At 34.9% G+C, this 16398-nt stretch carries 17 protein-coding genes; 14 read left to right on the top strand and 3 right to left on the bottom strand.

All coding sequences use genetic code 11. The features are described from left to right. Positions 1-14: 14 nt before the first annotated feature. The gene (locus tag D2K60_RS16255; protein WP_117169395.1) at positions 15-1514 is read left to right on the top strand and encodes a carboxypeptidase M32; all 1500 of its coding nucleotides are present in this window, start codon (positions 15-17) and stop codon (positions 1512-1514) included. A gap of 79 nt (positions 1515-1593) precedes the next feature. Here the strand turns inward: D2K60_RS16255 and D2K60_RS16250 are convergent, their stop codons facing one another. Beyond that, complete coding sequence (locus D2K60_RS16250) at positions 1594-2124, bottom strand: hypothetical protein (RefSeq protein ID WP_117169396.1); 531 nt, start codon at positions 2122-2124, stop codon at positions 1594-1596. Positions 2125-2397: 273 nt separating this feature from the next. Between D2K60_RS16250 and D2K60_RS16245 the strand changes: the two genes are divergently transcribed. Continuing rightward, positions 2398-2670 carry a DUF6123 family protein gene (locus D2K60_RS16245; protein WP_117169397.1) on the top strand — a complete coding sequence of 91 codons (273 nt, stop codon included), beginning with the start codon at positions 2398-2400 and terminating at the stop codon, positions 2668-2670. Here the strand turns inward: D2K60_RS16245 and D2K60_RS16240 are convergent. Beyond that, on the bottom strand, positions 2663-3067 hold the full coding sequence (locus tag D2K60_RS16240) for an RNase H family protein (protein WP_117169398.1): 405 nt from the start codon (positions 3065-3067) through the stop codon (positions 2663-2665). The two genes, D2K60_RS16245 and D2K60_RS16240, sit on opposite strands and share 8 nt — an antisense overlap. A gap of 368 nt (positions 3068-3435) precedes the next feature. Here D2K60_RS16240 and D2K60_RS16235 point away from each other — a divergent pair, with 368 nt between their 5' ends. Both D2K60_RS16235 and D2K60_RS16230 read left to right on the top strand, forming a co-directional pair. Beyond that, complete coding sequence (locus D2K60_RS16235) at positions 3436-4299, top strand: DUF72 domain-containing protein (protein WP_240335274.1); 864 nt, start codon at positions 3436-3438, stop codon at positions 4297-4299. A gap of 12 nt (positions 4300-4311) precedes the next feature. After that, complete coding sequence (locus tag D2K60_RS16230) at positions 4312-4920, top strand: HD domain-containing protein (protein ID WP_117169400.1); 609 nt, start codon at positions 4312-4314, stop codon at positions 4918-4920. A gap of 61 nt (positions 4921-4981) precedes the next feature. On the opposite strand, the gene D2K60_RS16225 is transcribed toward D2K60_RS16230, so the two are convergent. After that, positions 4982-6052 carry a C40 family peptidase gene (locus D2K60_RS16225; protein ID WP_117169401.1) on the bottom strand — a complete coding sequence of 357 codons (1071 nt, stop codon included), beginning with the start codon at positions 6050-6052 and terminating at the stop codon, positions 4982-4984. A gap of 144 nt (positions 6053-6196) precedes the next feature. Here D2K60_RS16225 and D2K60_RS16220 point away from each other — a divergent pair, with 144 nt between their 5' ends. The 10 genes from D2K60_RS16220 to msrA all read left to right on the top strand — a co-directional run bounded on the left by D2K60_RS16220 (position 6197) and on the right by msrA (position 16329). Then, positions 6197-7156, top strand: a complete 960-nt coding sequence (locus D2K60_RS16220; RefSeq protein WP_117169402.1) for a thymidylate synthase — start codon at positions 6197-6199, stop codon at positions 7154-7156. A gap of 18 nt (positions 7157-7174) precedes the next feature. Further along, positions 7175-7666: a dihydrofolate reductase gene (locus D2K60_RS16215; RefSeq protein WP_117169403.1), complete on the top strand. Its 492-nt coding sequence runs from the start codon at positions 7175-7177 to the stop codon at positions 7664-7666. 24 nt (positions 7667-7690) lie between these two features. Then, positions 7691-7906 carry a YozE family protein gene (locus D2K60_RS16210; RefSeq protein WP_117169404.1) on the top strand — a complete coding sequence of 72 codons (216 nt, stop codon included), beginning with the start codon at positions 7691-7693 and terminating at the stop codon, positions 7904-7906. A 61-nt stretch (positions 7907-7967) separates the two neighbouring features. Continuing rightward, positions 7968-9122 carry an exonuclease SbcCD subunit D gene (locus D2K60_RS16205; RefSeq protein ID WP_117169405.1) on the top strand — a complete coding sequence of 385 codons (1155 nt, stop codon included), beginning with the start codon at positions 7968-7970 and terminating at the stop codon, positions 9120-9122. A gap of 1 nt (position 9123) precedes the next feature. Beyond that, positions 9124-12231: an AAA family ATPase gene (locus D2K60_RS16200; RefSeq protein WP_117169406.1), complete on the top strand. Its 3108-nt coding sequence runs from the start codon at positions 9124-9126 to the stop codon at positions 12229-12231. A 50-nt stretch (positions 12232-12281) separates the two neighbouring features. Continuing rightward, positions 12282-12530, top strand: coding sequence for a DUF2584 family protein (locus D2K60_RS16195; protein ID WP_117169407.1), 249 nt, complete (start codon positions 12282-12284; stop codon positions 12528-12530). Positions 12531-12975: 445 nt separating this feature from the next. Further along, positions 12976-13443, top strand: a complete 468-nt coding sequence (locus D2K60_RS16190; RefSeq protein WP_117169408.1) for a GNAT family N-acetyltransferase — start codon at positions 12976-12978, stop codon at positions 13441-13443. 625 nt (positions 13444-14068) lie between these two features. After that, positions 14069-14566 carry a GNAT family N-acetyltransferase gene (locus D2K60_RS16185; RefSeq protein WP_117169409.1) on the top strand — a complete coding sequence of 166 codons (498 nt, stop codon included), beginning with the start codon at positions 14069-14071 and terminating at the stop codon, positions 14564-14566. A gap of 175 nt (positions 14567-14741) precedes the next feature. Continuing rightward, positions 14742-15299 (top strand): VrrA/YqfQ family protein, encoded by a 558-nt coding sequence (gene vrrA / locus D2K60_RS16180; RefSeq protein WP_117169410.1) that lies wholly within the window; start codon positions 14742-14744, stop codon positions 15297-15299. A gap of 67 nt (positions 15300-15366) precedes the next feature. After that, positions 15367-16329 carry a peptide-methionine (S)-S-oxide reductase MsrA gene (gene msrA, locus D2K60_RS16175; RefSeq protein ID WP_117169411.1) on the top strand — a complete coding sequence of 321 codons (963 nt, stop codon included), beginning with the start codon at positions 15367-15369 and terminating at the stop codon, positions 16327-16329. Positions 16330-16398: the final 69 nt, after the last annotated feature.

Below are 16398 nucleotides of genomic sequence, written 5' to 3'. Positions count from 1 at the left end.
TAAGGAGTGGTCAGATGCAAACAGTAGATACTTTAGAAAAGGAATTTAAAGAACTGTTAAAAGATCAAGATGCGTACCGAGAGGCACTAGCCTTAGTGCAGTGGGATTTGAGGACTAAGATTCCTGAAAAGGGAGCAGAACAACGATCAGAAGTGATTGGTTTCTTGTCACAGAAAATGCATCAACTAGCAACATCTGATAAAATGAAGCATTTAATCGATCAATTAAAGGATAAAACAACCAATAACGTGTTACAAAAGTCATTAGAAGAATGTGAACTCGAATATAAACGTAGTATAAAAATCCCTGATGCTGAATATAAAGCATTTGTCACACTTCGTTCTAAATCAGAATCTGTTTGGCAAAAGGCGAGAGAAGATAATAACTTCAGTTTACTTCAACCATATTTAGAGGAACTTGTATCTTACAATAAAAGGTTTGCCACGTATTGGGGCTACCAAGATAACAAATATGATGGCTTATTACATTTATACGAACCAGGAATGACAACAGAGATTCTTGATACCGTATTTGAGCAGGTTAGAACTGGTTTAACTAAGCTTGTTAAGCAAATTAGTGAGACAAAAATACAACCAGATGAGAATTTGTTAACACACCACTTTCCAAAAAAAGATCAAGAAAATTTCAGCTTAGATATATTAAAAAAAATGGGATATGACTTTGACGCTGGAAGATTAGATGAAACAATTCATCCATTTGCAATTGGCATAAACCCAAATGATGTCCGTGTAACAACACGTTATGATGAAAACGACTTTCGGATGGCTGTTTTTGGAACCATACACGAGGGTGGTCACGCCTTATATGAACAGAACATCTCTAAGGGCCTTGCGCAAACACCGATGGCAAGTGGTACTTCTATGGGCATACATGAGTCACAGTCGCTATTTTGGGAAAACTTCATTGGAAGAAGTGAGGCGTTTTGGAAAGAACATTTTGACTTATTTCATAGTTATGCACCAGCAGCATTTCATACACTTGATTTTTCTGATTTTTATACAGCAATTAACGCGGTAAAACCTTCTTATATCCGAATCGAGGCAGATGAATTAACATACTGTTTACATATTATGATTCGCTATGAATTAGAGAAATCCCTAATTAATGGTGATTTGGCTGTAAAAGACTTACCTGAAGCTTGGAATCAGAAAATGGAAGATTATTTAGGGATTAGACCCACATCTGACAGAGAAGGTGTTTTACAAGATATCCATTGGGCTGCTGGTGATTTTGGCTATTTCCCATCTTACGCATTAGGTTATATGTACGCGGCACAATTTAACAATCAATTATCGAAGGAAATGAATATAGAACAAATAATAAGTTCAGGAGACTTCTCTCCGATAAAAAATTGGCTTACGCGTCATATACATCAACATGGTAAAATGAAAAAACCTCTAGAAATTATCAAAGAAGTCACCAACGAACCGTTAAACGCTACCTATTTATTAGACTATTTAACGGAGAAATATACAAAAATATATGATTTATAAAGAAAACCATCACTATTTAGCCATAGTGATGGTCTTCTTTTGGATTAAAATGTTTAATTAGCATTAGATATTATGAAAATTAGCTTAATGCTGAAGCCATATCAGGAGCAATTAAATCATTTGCTTCATAAAGAGATGTGATTTTTACTTGAAATTCATCCCAAGCAGCTTGTGCAGTTGTTAAATCTACTTCATCAGCATCTAAACTAGTTTGAGCTTCTTGGTAATACGTTTGTAAAGTTGAAATCGCTTCTTCATATTCTGCTTTTTGTTCTTCTGGTAATTCTGTGTCCAACGTATAACCTTCAAGTGTGCTAGCAGCCTCTTCTGCAGCAGTTTTAGCTTCATCTAATGCAGCTTGAACTGTTGCTTCATCTGCTTCCTCATCAACGATAGCTGCTTGGTAAGCGTTAATCTTTTGTTGATAGGGTGCTACATCACTTGTTAATTCTGATTGAGCATCTAATAACCCAATCTGGACAGATTGATCATCTGTTGTTTGTTCTTCTGGTGTTTCTGTTTCAGCTGTTGCATCTTCGTTTTCATCTGCTGAACAACCAGTAACGACTAATACGGTTACTAAACTAAATACGAATAAAAGTTTCTTCACGAATTACCCTCCTAATATATGTATGTAATTAAAGCTAAGTAATCATTTTAGTACGAGTGTTATTAAATGTAAATAGATATTAGATAAGTCTTACTATTAAGAAAATTCTGGCAAATAATTGATTGTATGATTTTTGCGTTAAACTATAAAAGAAATTAATCTAGTATTCAACAAAAATCTATATTATAATTGCTATAGTTATAGTAACTATTTAGCAGTAAGATTATGATTCCATTTAAATGTTATAGGTAGTTTTTTGAAAGAGGGGATCGAATGAGGAATAACGTAACGTTAGGAGATTATATTGAAATACTATGGGAAAAAGGTTTTAAATTAACAGATGAAGAAGTCCAATTTATATACTTTGGCAAACAGTATACAAATGCAAATGATTGGTTAATCATTATGGCAATAAAAACGACACTTCAAATTCAGCGTCAATTTGACGGAAGTTTCTATATTAGTTTGTTGGAGTTGTTGCAAGAGAAAAAGGTGACTACCGAAAAACAGGCGAAAAAGGAATTTCAGAAGAAAGGGATTATGTAGTTGAGTTTTTCCACTGTAGAATCGCTTCTCGTGCGAGACGATCTGCATTTTTATTTTGTATGCTTGGTATCCATTTAATAAAACAGTGGGGAAATGTCTTGATCTGGGATAGTATTTCCTGTAATAGGGGTTGATAGTTTTTGTTTTTAGTATGTTCTCTTTCAATCATATCCACTACTAATTTTGAGTCAGACCGTATAGACAAAATTTGATCAGGGAAATTTTCTTTGCATAGCTGTAGTGCTTTGATCACAGCATGTATTTCGGCTTCGTGATTGGATAGTATCCCTACATAAAAATGATGGGATAGATATTGCTGTTTATTTTTAATTACTATTCCAACACCACTTGGTCCTGGATTCCCACTAGAAGCTCCGTCTACATATACTTCTAACATACTACACACCCCCTATCTAAAAATACGATGGCCTCCAGAACACCGCCAAATAGTTACAATTATTTTTTGAAAAACAGCTACCGCTTGTATGCCTCGTTTTCACTTGTTGTCTTATAAATTTGCAACATACCCCAACGAATGTTTAAAAGTCCTAATTATAAGTAATAGAAAAAGAGCTCTTAGAAAGTCGAATCCTTTTTATATTCACTTTTAAAGAAGCTACCTTACATAGATGAATCTAACGCTCTTCTATTCGTGATTTCAATATAGCGTATTCGATTTAAGCAGTCAAGGAATTGGAAGCGAAATAGGATGATAAGTGGTAAAATAAATACAGTTCGTTTCACTATAAAATGGAGGAGTGTCTATTGACATTACTAATTGGTCTAACAGGCTGGGGAGATCATGATACCTTGTATACGGATCCAGACAAAAAGAAGAATAAATTAGCTACGTATAGTTCACATTTTCCTGTTGTGGAGATTGATAGTTCTTTTTATGCTATTCAGTCACAAGAAAATTATTATAAATGGATTTCTGAGACACCAGATAATTTTCATTTTGTTATCAAGGCACATCAATCAATGACTGGGCATGATCGAATAAAGCGCAGTATTCAGGAAGCAAAGCAATTATTTCAGTCATTTCTAGAGTCGATTCAACCAGTTATTGAGGCAAATAAACTACATACTATTTTGTTTCAATTTCCACCTTGGTTTGATGTACGTGCAACCAATATTCAAAAGTTGCGAAAAATAAAACAACTACTTCCAAGTATGCCAATAGCAATAGAATTCCGGAATCAAACATGGTTTGAATCTGAGCACCGACAGGCTACTCTGAATTTGATTAAAAAGAATGGATGGACACATACAATCTGTGATGAACCACAAGCGGGTGAAGGATCTGTTCCGACCGTATTAGAAATAACAAATCCCTCTACTGTACTTGTTCGCATGCATGGTAGAAACATACATGGTTGGAATCGTAATGGTCGTGACGGAGAAGATTGGCGAAACGTACGTTACTTATATCAATATAATAAAAAAGAATTAACAGAATGGGCGGAATATGTAAGACAACTAGAGGAAAAAGCAGAAACCGTCACAATATTATTTAATAATAATTCAGGTGGAGATGCTAGTGATAACGCAAAAGAGTTCATACAATTATTAGATATTTCATATAAAAATTTAAATCCGAGGCAATTAGATTTATTTGAAGATGACTAAGGGGAGATAATGATGGATAAGAATGTTGTTTTAGCGGAAATAGAGACTTATATATATAATCTGTTTCATTTGGATGCCACCGGACATGATTATTATCATATGAAACGTGTGGCCAAGATGGCGAAGTATTTAGCTGAACAAGAAAATGGAGATCCATTTCTTTGCGAAGTGTCTGGCTGGGTTCACGATGTTGGAGATGATAAACTAACGGATGATCCTGAACAAGCAATAGTAGAATTGAAACATTTTTTGACGTCTATTTCTCTATCAGATATCCTGGTTGATTCGATTATGGAAACAATAACTACCGTGTCATTTCGAAAAGGACAGGACCCAAAAACGTTAGCAGGAAAAATTGTCCAAGATGCAGATCGGTTAGATGCAATTGGAGCAATCGGGATTGCACGAACATTTGCCTATGGCGGGAATAAAAATCGTTCCATACATTCGGAAGAAGCCCACCAAAAACAGCATGCAACCATACAACATTTTGACGATAAACTTTTATTAATAAAGGATAAAATAAAAACGGATGCAGCAAAAGAAATAGCAGTGAAACGACATGCTTATATGGAACAATTTCTTTCTACCTTTTATAACGAGTGGAACAGCAATTTATGATAATAATAAAGAGGCAAGCGGGGATCAATTAGCTTTCCGCTTGCTTCACCATTATTACTGATTAGTTTTCGACTACCATTCGTTTTGTTCCGATATACCTTTCTTGCCAGTAACTTATTCCTAAATCGCTAACTTCGACACCATTTGATTCACCAGCATGTATAAATTGATTATTGCCAACGTATATTCCCATGTGTGAAGGACCTGATTTATAGGTTTCAAAAAAGACAAAATCACCAATTGAACGTTTGTCTACTTGCACTGACATATTCCATATTTCAGATACAGTTCGTGGAATAGAAATACCTAATTGTTGAAAAACATATTGGATATAGCCACTACAATCAAATCCGCTTGGTGAGGTGCCACCCCATAAATAAGTTGTTCCTGTGTACTGTTTCGCAGTTGTGATTAACTGGTTGGTATCAAGTGACTGGTTTGTTTTAGGAACGACCACACTTTCGTTTGGGGTAGAATCTGCTTCTTTTACGTTGTTGTCATGTTCAGCAGGGTTAACTTCAACTGTAAGTTCAATTTCAGCTGCTTTTGCTACTGTTTCTTCTTGTTGTAGCGTCTTTATTGTTTCTTGATTTATCTCTTGTCTTACTTCTAATCCATTGTCTTGTTGGAAATACCTAAGTGCTTGATTCGTCTTTGGTCCGAATATGCCATCTAAGGAATCTTTATAATAGCCAAAATAGTATAATGCCTGTTGCATGCTCTTTATTGCTTCACCTGTTTCACCTAAATAATATGTTTGATCAATATCTTTTAAAGGTGCTAAGTATTTTTCGCGTTCCCTACTCAAAATTATATTAATTGTTTGTTGATCGGCTTTACCTGTTATACTTAGGTCATGTTCAATCTGCATTTTTTTAAGTGCATATTCGGTAAATATACCAAATTCACCATCAATTTCCTTGTTATAATACGATAAGTAATTTAACTTTTTTTGCAGAACACGAACCGCTTGATTGTGTTCACCATAAGCAACTTCTTCGTCATCATTTTGAAAGATTTCATTTTGAATCATTGGGTATGCGTCTACGTAAAAGGCGAAAGGTTGACTTATCATATAGCCATAAGCCATGGAGTGTTTTGCGACTTGTTGGATGTTACTAGTCGAAAGCATGTAAAACGCCTCCTTTCAAATTATCTGTACGTAGTAAATTATGATGCAATAGCCCAATACATGTACTATAGTTCAAAACGAAATGTTTTTGTAATATGTTACAATAAGATTTTAATGACCATGTAAAATAAAGGAGTGTATATAATGGCAACAGGAGAGCAAGCTTATCTCGATTTATGTCATATGATTTTAGAAAATGGAACCAAAAAAAATGATCGAACACAAACAGGAACCTTATCCGTATTTGGACATCAGATGCGTTTCCCATTACAAGAGGGTTTTCCTTTATTAACAACGAAGCGCGTCCCGTTTCGTTTAATAGCTAGTGAATTAATTTGGTTTATAAAAGGAGACACGAACATCCAATATTTATTAAAACAAAACAATAATATCTGGAATGAGTGGGCATTTAAAAAGTGGATAGAAAGTGATGCATACCAAGGACCTGATATGACTGATTTTGGAAATAGGAGTCAACGCGATCCTGAATTCGCCCAATTATATAATGAAGAAATGGATAAGTTTAAAGACAAGATCGTACATGATGATACATTTGCTGAACAATATGGCGACTTAGGTTCCGTTTATGGTAGTCAATGGCGTGCATGGAAAACGTCACAAGGAGAAACGATTGATCAATTACGTCAAGTAGTTAAGGCAATTAAAGAAAATCCTGATTCGCGAAGACATATTGTTACGGCGTGGAATCCAGAAGATGTACCAAGTAATATGGCACTCCCACCTTGTCATATCATGTTTCAATTTTATGTAGCTGACGGTAAGCTTTCTTGTCAATTATACCAGAGAAGTGGCGATGTCTTTCTAGGTGTCCCGTTTAATATAGCAAGTTATGCCTTGCTTACACACTTAATTGCACATGAGTGTAATTTAGAAGTTGGTGAATTTATTCATACATTAGGGGATACGCATCTTTATAGCAATCATCTTGAACAAGTTAAAACACAACTTGATCGCACAGCTTATCCCTTGCCTAAACTAAAGATTAATCCAGCGTTATCCTCAATTTTTGATATCGAAATGGATGATCTAGAAATTGTCGATTATAAATCACATCCAGCAATTAAAGCACCAGTAGCTGTATAAGGAAAGGAGTGCGTACCAATGATTTCATTCGTTTTTGCAATGGATAAAAATCAAGTGATTGGACACGAGCAATGGATGCCATGGGATTTACCTCGGGATTTACAATTTTTTAAAGAAGTAACACTAAATCATACGATTATAATGGGAAGAAAGACATTTGAATCATTTAAGAAACCTTTACCAAAAAGAAGGAACGTTATTATAACAAGTGACCAATCCTATCAACAAGACGGGTGCGAAGTAATCCATTCGATTGATACGATTCTTGAATGGAATAAAGCCAACCCTGAAACGGAATATTTCGTCATTGGTGGCGGAACTATTTTCGAACAAGTCTTGCCTTATGCTGACAGAATGTATATGACCTATATTGACAACACGTTTGCAGGAGATACCTATTTCCCTTCGTACAAGGAAGAAGATTGGAGCATCACTAGTAAAACCAAAGGAATAAAAGATGAAAAGAATCAACACGATTATTATTTTATACAATATGACCGAAAAAAATAAGTAAGTCACGTAAGGAGAGTAAAAATGCGCTCATTTTATCAATATATGATGCGGTATCGAGGAGCGAAAAAAGTAACAAACGAAAGCCGATTAGCAGAATGGATGTTTCGTGATCACGATTTCCCAAAACATAGTGAATCATATGACGAGGTTAGTCGCTATTTAGAGTGGAACATCCCATTTAAAGAAGCAGTTCAAGTATTTGACCATTTATGGGATGACTATCAAGAAGTGAAGTAGGCTCTAGTGTATACTAGGGCCTCTCCATTTTATTTTTTTTAGTAAGGGGGAGTTACATACAATGAAAATTTTACATACTGCAGATTGGCATCTTGGAAAAATCGTTAACAGTGTTCATATGACAGAAGATCAAGCACATGTCCTAGCGCAATTTATAGATATTGTTAGAGAAGAAAAACCAGATTTGATTATTATTGCTGGAGATATTTATGATCGTTCGATCCCTCCAAAGGAAGCGGTTGAACTATTAGATAGTGTCTTGACGCAATTAATTACTGACTTTGATAGTCCTGTCTTAATTATATCTGGAAACCACGATAGTCCAGATCGTTTGCAATTTGGTAGTCGTCTATTTAGAGAAAATGATCTATTTATCGAAACGAAATTAACAACTGAATTGAGATCGCTCACTTTTGATGACGCGTTTGGACCTGTACATTTTCATCTTATTCCATACATCGAACCTGCTGATGCTCGGTCTGTATTTGAGGACGAGACGATTCAATCCCATCAACAAGCAATGGAAGCGATTGTTTCTCGTATAAAAGAGCGTGAAAATATGGAAGAAAGACATGTTTTAATTGGACATGCCTTCCTCGCCGGTGGTATGGAAACAGATTCAGAAGAACGTTTATCAATGATTGGTGGTAGTCCATATGTTGATAGCTATTTATTTAAAGATTTTAGTTATGTAGCTTTAGGTCATTTACATCAACCACAAAAAGTGACATATGACTGGATCCAATATAGTGGTTCCATTTTAAAATATTCTTTTTCAGAAGCCAGTAATACCAAATCAGTTACGATGATTAACTTAGCGGCAGACAAAACAATTGACTTGTCACGTATTCCACTTAAACCCAAACGTGATTTGCGTATTATTGAAGGTTACTTTGATGACTTTATTAACGGGAATAAAGCGGAACCAACTGACGATTATTTACACATTCGTTTATTGGATGATGGTCAAATATTAGATCCAATAGGTAAGTTACGTCAAAAATATCCAAATATTTTGCGTCTAGAGCGGAAAGTATTGCAATCAAATCGCCAACTAAACGAGTTAAATCAAATAAAAGAAAAACAGAAAATGACACATGCGCAACTATTTCATACCTTTTATGAAGAGATGAAGGGCGAACCTATTACAAAAGAGCGTGAAGAACATATCGATCAAGTCATTCAAACTTTAATTGAACAAGAGAGGGGGAAATAAGATGCGGGCTGTATCTATTATGCTATCTGCTTTTGGTCCATATAAAGCGGAACAAGAGATAGATTTCAGAGAGTTAGGCAATGAATCTATTTTTTTGATAACAGGTCCAACTGGTGCTGGTAAAACGACGATATTTGATGCGATTTGTTTTGCATTGTATGGAAAAGCAAGTGGTAGTGAACGCGATCATGATACATTTCGTAGTCATTTTGCTACGCCTGATGACAAAACCGCAGTTTCTTTTACCTTTCAATTGAAAGAGAGAACCTATTTTGTATATCGCCAACCTAAACAGCAAAAGCCAAAAGAAAGAGGCGAAGGATTTCGAGAGGAGCCCGCACTTGCTGAACTTTATCAGATTGAAGACGGTGAAAAACAGTTACTTCATTCAAAAATTAAAGACGTTAATGAAACAATTGAAGAGATGCTAGGTCTTGATTATGATCAATTTCGTAAAATGATTATGATTCCTCAAGGAGAGTTTCGTAAGTTAATAGCTGAAAACAGTAACGAGCGGGAAGAAATTTTACAGAAAATATTTAGGACGTATTTCTATCAAGATGTAACAGAAGCTTTAAAAGCACAAGCGAAAGATGTAAAAGAAAAATTAGAACAAACCGAGTGGAAAGTAACACAGGAAATGAACAAAATAGAATGGGATGATCCTGCTCTAGTAGATCTATCAACAATTAATAACGCGATAGAAGCACTACATGGCAAAATAAAAGTAGATAAAGAGAAATCTATAGAATTAAAAAAAATGATTACAGAAGAAAAGAAAGAACGTGAACGGAGTCAAGAAGCTTTCTTCAACGGGAAACAGATCGCAGATAAATTTTTAGAGAAAGCACAATTGAGTGAAGAAAAGAAAAATGTAGTGCAGCAAAAGCCAGATATAGAAGAGAAAAAGCAAGCTCTATCGTTAGGAGAACGAGCGAATACAGTACTCCCATATGAGAAACAAGCAGCTGATCGACGACAAGAATGGAAAGAGCAACAGGATAAAGTTGTTACCCAAAATAAGCAGTTGGTAAATCTCGAAAAAGCTTTTGAAGAAATGACAGAGAAATATAATGTACAGAAGCAACAGGAAAAAGAAAAACAAGAAGAGTTTGTCCAACTAGGTGAAAAGAAAAAGCAAGTTGAAAAGTTACGCCAGTACACACAACGGAAAATCGCATTAGAAGCGGCTCATAAAAAATATACGCAAATAAATGATAAAGTGCAATCCACAACAAAAGTAATAGAAGATAAGCAAAAAGCTCTTCTTCAACTAGAAGAATTCTTACGTACGCAATCCCAACAAACAAAAGTTTATTATCAAGTAGAGAAAGAATTAGCTCAAGCACAAGAGTCAGATAAAAAAAGTCAAACGTTGTTAGAATCTTTCCTTGCTTTAGAGGAATTGCGTATGGACTATAAACAAGTAAAAAACAGCTATATGACTATAAATCAACAAATAAAAGACCAACGGAAACGGCTGCAAGAAATGGAAGTAAAACAGCAAACAAATCATGCGTATGTTTTAGCAAGTCATTTACACGATGGAGAAGCGTGCCAAGTTTGTGGCTCAACAGACCACCCAGCTAAAGCAAATATAGAAGCGGCTGTAATTTCAGAAGAAGCTTTTAAAAAGGAACAAAATGTTTTGATTCAATTAGAGGAAGAATTACCAAAATGGCAAGATGCTTATGTTCACGCAAAGTCGAAAGGTGAAACGAAACGAGATATGGTTGAGAATCTAGCTTCTGAATTTAATCTTGTATTGGATAAGCTAAATAAAGAAACATTAAAAGAATTAACTGAGCAAACAATTGATAAAGTAGAAAAGAAAAAACAAGCATTAAAAGAAGAAGAAATAAAAGTCACCCGTTTAGAAAAAGCGGAATTAGAGAAACAAGATATTACAAAGGAAATAGAAAAGTTAAATAATGCGCTGGATACGGAAAAGAAACAATTAGAAGAAGCGAAGAATGAGCAAGTAATAATTGAAACGCAAGTAACGCAATTAAAAGCGGATATTCCAGATCAATCAATGACGATAGATGAATGGCAAGAACATATTCAAAAGACAGAACAAGCATTGGATAGATGGTTTAAACAATGGGAACAACAACAAAAGGCATGGGAAGATAGTAAACAACAACGTGAGGAAGCGCGGTTAAACCTTATCTCTATTGAAAAATTTACTGCAGAGTTAGCACAAAGAAAAGATGCACAGCAAGCGATTTTCACCCAAAAAGTTGAAGAAGCTGGTTTCACGAGTACGCTTCGTTATCAGGAAGCAAAAAAATCAACCGAACAGTTGAACAAGTTAAAAGATGAAATCGAACACTATACGCAATTGAAACAAAAGATCACAGAACGGTTAGATGTATTAACGGAACAATTAAACAATCAAACAGAACCAGATCTTGAGAAGCTAAAAGAAACAGTTGATCAACATACAAAGAAACTAGAAGAGACAAACCAATCTTTTCATGCAATTGAATTAAAGATACAACAACATGAAAAGCTCCATACTACAGTTCAAAAATTAGTGAAAGAGCAACAAATATATGAAAAGAAATATTTTGACATTGCTGAATTAGCCGACCTTGCCCGTGGTACCAATCATTTAAAATTATCATTTGAACGGTATGTGTTATCTTCCTTCTTAGATGAAATACTATTACAGGCTAATATCCGGATGGACCAGTTAACGGAAAATCGTTATCAACTGATTCGAAGTAATGAAGTCGCCAAACGTGGTGCTAAGAGTGGATTAGACTTAGAGGTAATGGATCAACATACGGGGCAACAGCGTTCTGTTAAAACACTCTCAGGTGGCGAAGGATTTAAAGCAGCACTTAGCTTAGCTTTAGGAATGGCGGATGTTGTACAGGCACATTCTGGTGGCGTACAGTTAGAAACACTATTCATTGATGAAGGATTTGGTACGTTGGATGAACTCTCTTTAGAGCAAGCAATAGAGTGTCTAAAAGGGCTGCAACAATCTAATCGTGTGTTAGGAATCATTTCACATGTACCGCAATTAAAAGAGGAAATATACGCAAAATTACAAATCACCCCTTCTGCACAAGGATCACATGCAGTTTTTACTTTTTAAAAGATACCATTTTACTGTATAATGAAAGAAAATAGAACGGAGGGATTTATATGACGATGCCGCTTACAATAGAAACTAAACTGGTAACAGATGCAAAAGAAAGACGCGTGGAAGGTCTTGAGAATCACTTTTCTATTACACTAGCAGGTTATTGGTTATTTCCCATGCAAGAACGGATGGAAATTAGACGCCATCAGGAATCAGATCAAATAGGTTTTGGTAAAGTTATCGAATTAACTTGGAAAGACGGACAAACAATTTGCACCTATCAACTTCTTTCTCTTTATAGCGTCAATTAATGACATGTTGCTTTTACTTTTATGTAAGATAAGCAGGCATTTTGCGCTTACCCAGGAAATAATTCAGCTAATATTCAAAAAGGATGGATTCCTTCCAATGCCAATGGATTCCGGTGGTTATCACAAACAGAGAAATTGTAAGTTATAGCACCTATCAAATTGAAGTTTAATTTGATAGGTGCTTTTTTGTTGGTATAAAACAATTAGTACATTATTCATCATAGAAATTACACACCATAATGTTTGTTGAATTGTAATGGTACTCGGGAAAGCAAAAATCACCAATTTCATTTATTAAAGTATTGATTGGATTTTTAATTGAACTAGGATATTTATGTTAAAATATATTGTTAAAATTGTTAAAATTGTTAAAATAACTTTAATGCTTCGCTTCCGTATGAAAAAAAGTTAGAATGGATAATCATTACAAAAAAGAGGTGGGAACATGGTAATAAATTCTGCTATATCTTTTAATGCAGCATTAATTCATGATTTAATGATTAAGGCATTTATGGAATATAAAAATGAAACCCCGCCATCGAGTGCTTTAGAAGAAACTGTACAGTCGGTTTCAACCGCTTTAGGAAAAGGGGAAAAGGCATTGATAGCTTTTGAAGAAAATAATCCAGTTGGTATGGTGCGATTTCAATTTAAAGACGAGGGTTTATATTTTTATCGTTTGTCAGTTATTCCTGAAAAACAAGGAAAAGGTATTGCAAAAAAGATATTAACGTCTTTAGAGGACTATGCAAAGAAAGTCGATGTAACTACTATATTATGTAAAGTCCGTATGACAGTTTCTAAGAATATACAGCTATATAATTCCATAGGTTATGATGTTTATAGTGAAGAAGTTGTACATAAACCAAACGCTATAAATATTAAAGTAGTCTCAATGAAGAAAGAATTTTAGTTCTGTACTTAAAGTGTGTGTTTGTTCAGGAAGTGGAAGAAAAGACACAACAAGAACAGTTTAGGTAAGAATTTGTATCACCAAATGAATCTAACATTATCATCTTTGATAAACAGTCTGGTAATTATTGGATAAAAATAATCGAAACAAATGAAGACCTAAGTAATTGGGAGAAACAAGATACACCTGTTCCTTATATCTCAGAATAGTGGAACTTATATTAAAGCTAACGGGTGCAGTAGTTAAGCAAGGCGTAGTCGATTCTATTATTTGTGCTGGAATAATTAATATACATTATATGAATAATGAAGAAAAATAATTATAATTTGGAATTTTATGAGGTTTTTTACTGGGATTCTCATAATATTAATATTATTGGCTGGATGTTCGAGCAATCTATCTTTAGAAATCGTTGGCTCGACAGCTGACATTATGGCTGACAGGTTCGGAGAAATAGGTATCACTTCGGGAGAGAAGCAAAGTGAATTTATAAAACCTATCTCACTAAGTTATGACTTTATTTTAGAGAATACTGGTAAGATTAGTTATTGAACCAAATAACTAATCAACATCTTTCTCTGTATAGCGTGCATGAACTAGTATAAAACAAACGAGGTGATGGCTTTTGATAACTATTAGAAGTTTTGAACAAAGTGAAAACGATTTAGAGTTTTTAATGGATATGATGTATGAATCTATTCATATTCCCCAAAATAAGCCTTCTAAAAAAGAACTGTTATACTCCTTGAATATGAAAAAATATAGCGAGAGTTGGATAAGACAAGGTGATAGAGCATTAATTGCTTATAACGAGAATAATATTCCTGTTGGTGCAGCATGGTATCGCCTTTTCACAGAAAATCAAAAAGGTTATGGTTATATTGATGATGAAACTCCTGAACTAGGTATTGCAGTAACTAATGAAGTAAGAGGTAAAGGAATTGGTCTTTTACTTATGAAAAGGTTAATTGAGACAGCTTCTAGGGATGGTTATACATCACTTTCTTTAAGTGTTGACCCTAATAATACTCAAGCAGTGCAACTTTATAAGAAACTTGGATTTGGGAAATGTGGTACATCAGGAACATCTTCGACAATGAAATATAACATTTTTTCAAACTAGATGATCTACAACTAACGGGTAACCCAATTCATATTGAACTGGATTATTTTTGCGATATATAACGGAATCAATCCGTTAATCTAATCAACGACTTTTTCATGTACATCTGACCTACACAGATTTTATTCCAGAGCGTACAATATCATAGCAAAATCAGTAGAAAAGAGGGATTGTTATGGTTTCAGGGTTCCAAGGTAGACCTCCAACACAACAATTAATGCCACCAACTAGCAGACAACCATTTGATTATTGGGGGGCTCCATTTCAACAAGGAGGTATACCTACCCAAGTTGCTCCAGTAGAGAAATCGGGTCTAATGGGTATGCTACAAAAATATTTACCTACTAACCTATTGCAAAATACAGGTGGTGGATCCGGTGTAACAGGAACATTAAACAATATTCAACAAGTCCTAAAGATGACGCAATCTGTTACACCATTGATTCAACAGTACGGGCCAATGGTTAAAAACATACCATCGATGTTAGCCTTATTAAAAGCATTTCAAGAGTCGGATGATGAGGGTGACGAAGCGGATACAAATCTTGATATGGATGAAGTTGACAATGAGACAGTGATAAATACAAGTGAAGAAGTTGAATCGATTGAAAAAAGAGCAAAAGTTGCAATTAATGAATCATCGGATGACCTTTATCATATTGAAACAGAAATGAACGCCAAATCAAAACAGCAAACAAAGGCACAAAGTTCAAAGCCCAAACTATATATTTGAAAACAACAGTAAAAAGAATTAAACTATACCTGTGTACAAACACTATTAATTATTGGAGGAATGATCTGTGGATCAATTAAATAAAGCAGTAGCAACATTTGCGGGTGGGTGCTTTTGGTGCATGGTCGAACCTTTTGACGAACAACCAGGTATAGAAAAGGTTGTGTCAGGCTATACAGGTGGACATACAGAAAATCCCACATACGAAGAAGTGTGTTCTGATACAACAGGTCACGTCGAAGCGGTTCAAATTACTTATGATCCGAGTCTTTTTTCCTATCAGCGGTTACTTGAACTGTTCTGGCGTCAAATAGACCCTACCGATCCAGGTGGACAGTTTAATGACAGAGGCGATTCATATAAGACAGCTATCTTTTACCATACGGATGAACAAAAAGAACTTGCAGAAGAGTCAAAGCAGGAACTTGAAGCATCAGGTAAATTTAAAAAGCCAATTGCAACGAAAATATTGGAAGCTTCTACTTTTTATCGGGCGGAAGAGCACCATCAGGATTATTATAAAAAACAGGGCTTTCATTATCGATTATATAAAAAAGGTTCTGGTAGAGCAGATTTCATTAAGAACAATTGGAAGCCTAAATACGATAAGAAAGATTTAAAAAAGAAATTAACAGCGGTTCAATATCAGGTAACACAAGAAAAGGGAACCGAAGCACCGTATCAAAATGAATATTATGATTTAGAACAAGATGGCATTTATGTAGATATCGTAAGCGGAGAACCTTTGTTCTCTTCTAAAGATAAGTACGATGCGGGCTGTGGTTGGCCAAGCTTCACCAAACCAATAGATCGTAACCAATTACAAGAAAATCTTGATACGGCACATGGCATGAGAAGAATTGAAATTCGTAGTGCAGATGCAGATTCTCATCTAGGTCATGTCTTTGATGATGGACCAGTAGAAGCGGGTGGGATGCGTTATTGTATGAATTCCGCAGCGATGCGTTTTGTACCGAAAGAAAAATTAGCAGAAGAAGGGTATGAATATTTAATACCGCTTTTCAAATAAGATAAATGACCTCGTACTACTTTGTGGTAGGAGGTCATTTTATATTATAATGAAACAATGCTGAATTGA

Source organism: Paraliobacillus sediminis (assembly GCF_003426055.1).
This window is presented reverse-complemented; position numbering and strand designations above follow the sequence as displayed.

Coding starts and splice junctions, on each gene's coding strand:
- D2K60_RS16220 (WP_117169402.1), top strand. CDS start 6,197: ATGGCAACAGGAGAGCAAGCTTATCTCGATTTATGTCATATGATTTTA.
- D2K60_RS16210 (WP_117169404.1), top strand. CDS start 7,691: ATGCGCTCATTTTATCAATATATGATGCGGTATCGAGGAGCGAAAAAA.
- D2K60_RS16240 (WP_117169398.1), bottom strand. CDS start 3,067: ATGTTAGAAGTATATGTAGACGGAGCTTCTAGTGGGAATCCAGGACCA.
- D2K60_RS16225 (WP_117169401.1), bottom strand. CDS start 6,052: ATGCTTTCGACTAGTAACATCCAACAAGTCGCAAAACACTCCATGGCT.
- D2K60_RS16255 (WP_117169395.1), top strand. CDS start 15: ATGCAAACAGTAGATACTTTAGAAAAGGAATTTAAAGAACTGTTAAAA.
- D2K60_RS16200 (WP_117169406.1), top strand. CDS start 9,124: ATGCGGGCTGTATCTATTATGCTATCTGCTTTTGGTCCATATAAAGCG.
- D2K60_RS16215 (WP_117169403.1), top strand. CDS start 7,175: ATGATTTCATTCGTTTTTGCAATGGATAAAAATCAAGTGATTGGACAC.
- D2K60_RS16245 (WP_117169397.1), top strand. CDS start 2,398: ATGAGGAATAACGTAACGTTAGGAGATTATATTGAAATACTATGGGAA.
- D2K60_RS16195 (WP_117169407.1), top strand. CDS start 12,282: ATGACGATGCCGCTTACAATAGAAACTAAACTGGTAACAGATGCAAAA.
- D2K60_RS16205 (WP_117169405.1), top strand. CDS start 7,968: ATGAAAATTTTACATACTGCAGATTGGCATCTTGGAAAAATCGTTAAC.
- vrrA (WP_117169410.1), top strand. CDS start 14,742: ATGGTTTCAGGGTTCCAAGGTAGACCTCCAACACAACAATTAATGCCA.
- D2K60_RS16190 (WP_117169408.1), top strand. CDS start 12,976: ATGGTAATAAATTCTGCTATATCTTTTAATGCAGCATTAATTCATGAT.
- D2K60_RS16230 (WP_117169400.1), top strand. CDS start 4,312: ATGGATAAGAATGTTGTTTTAGCGGAAATAGAGACTTATATATATAAT.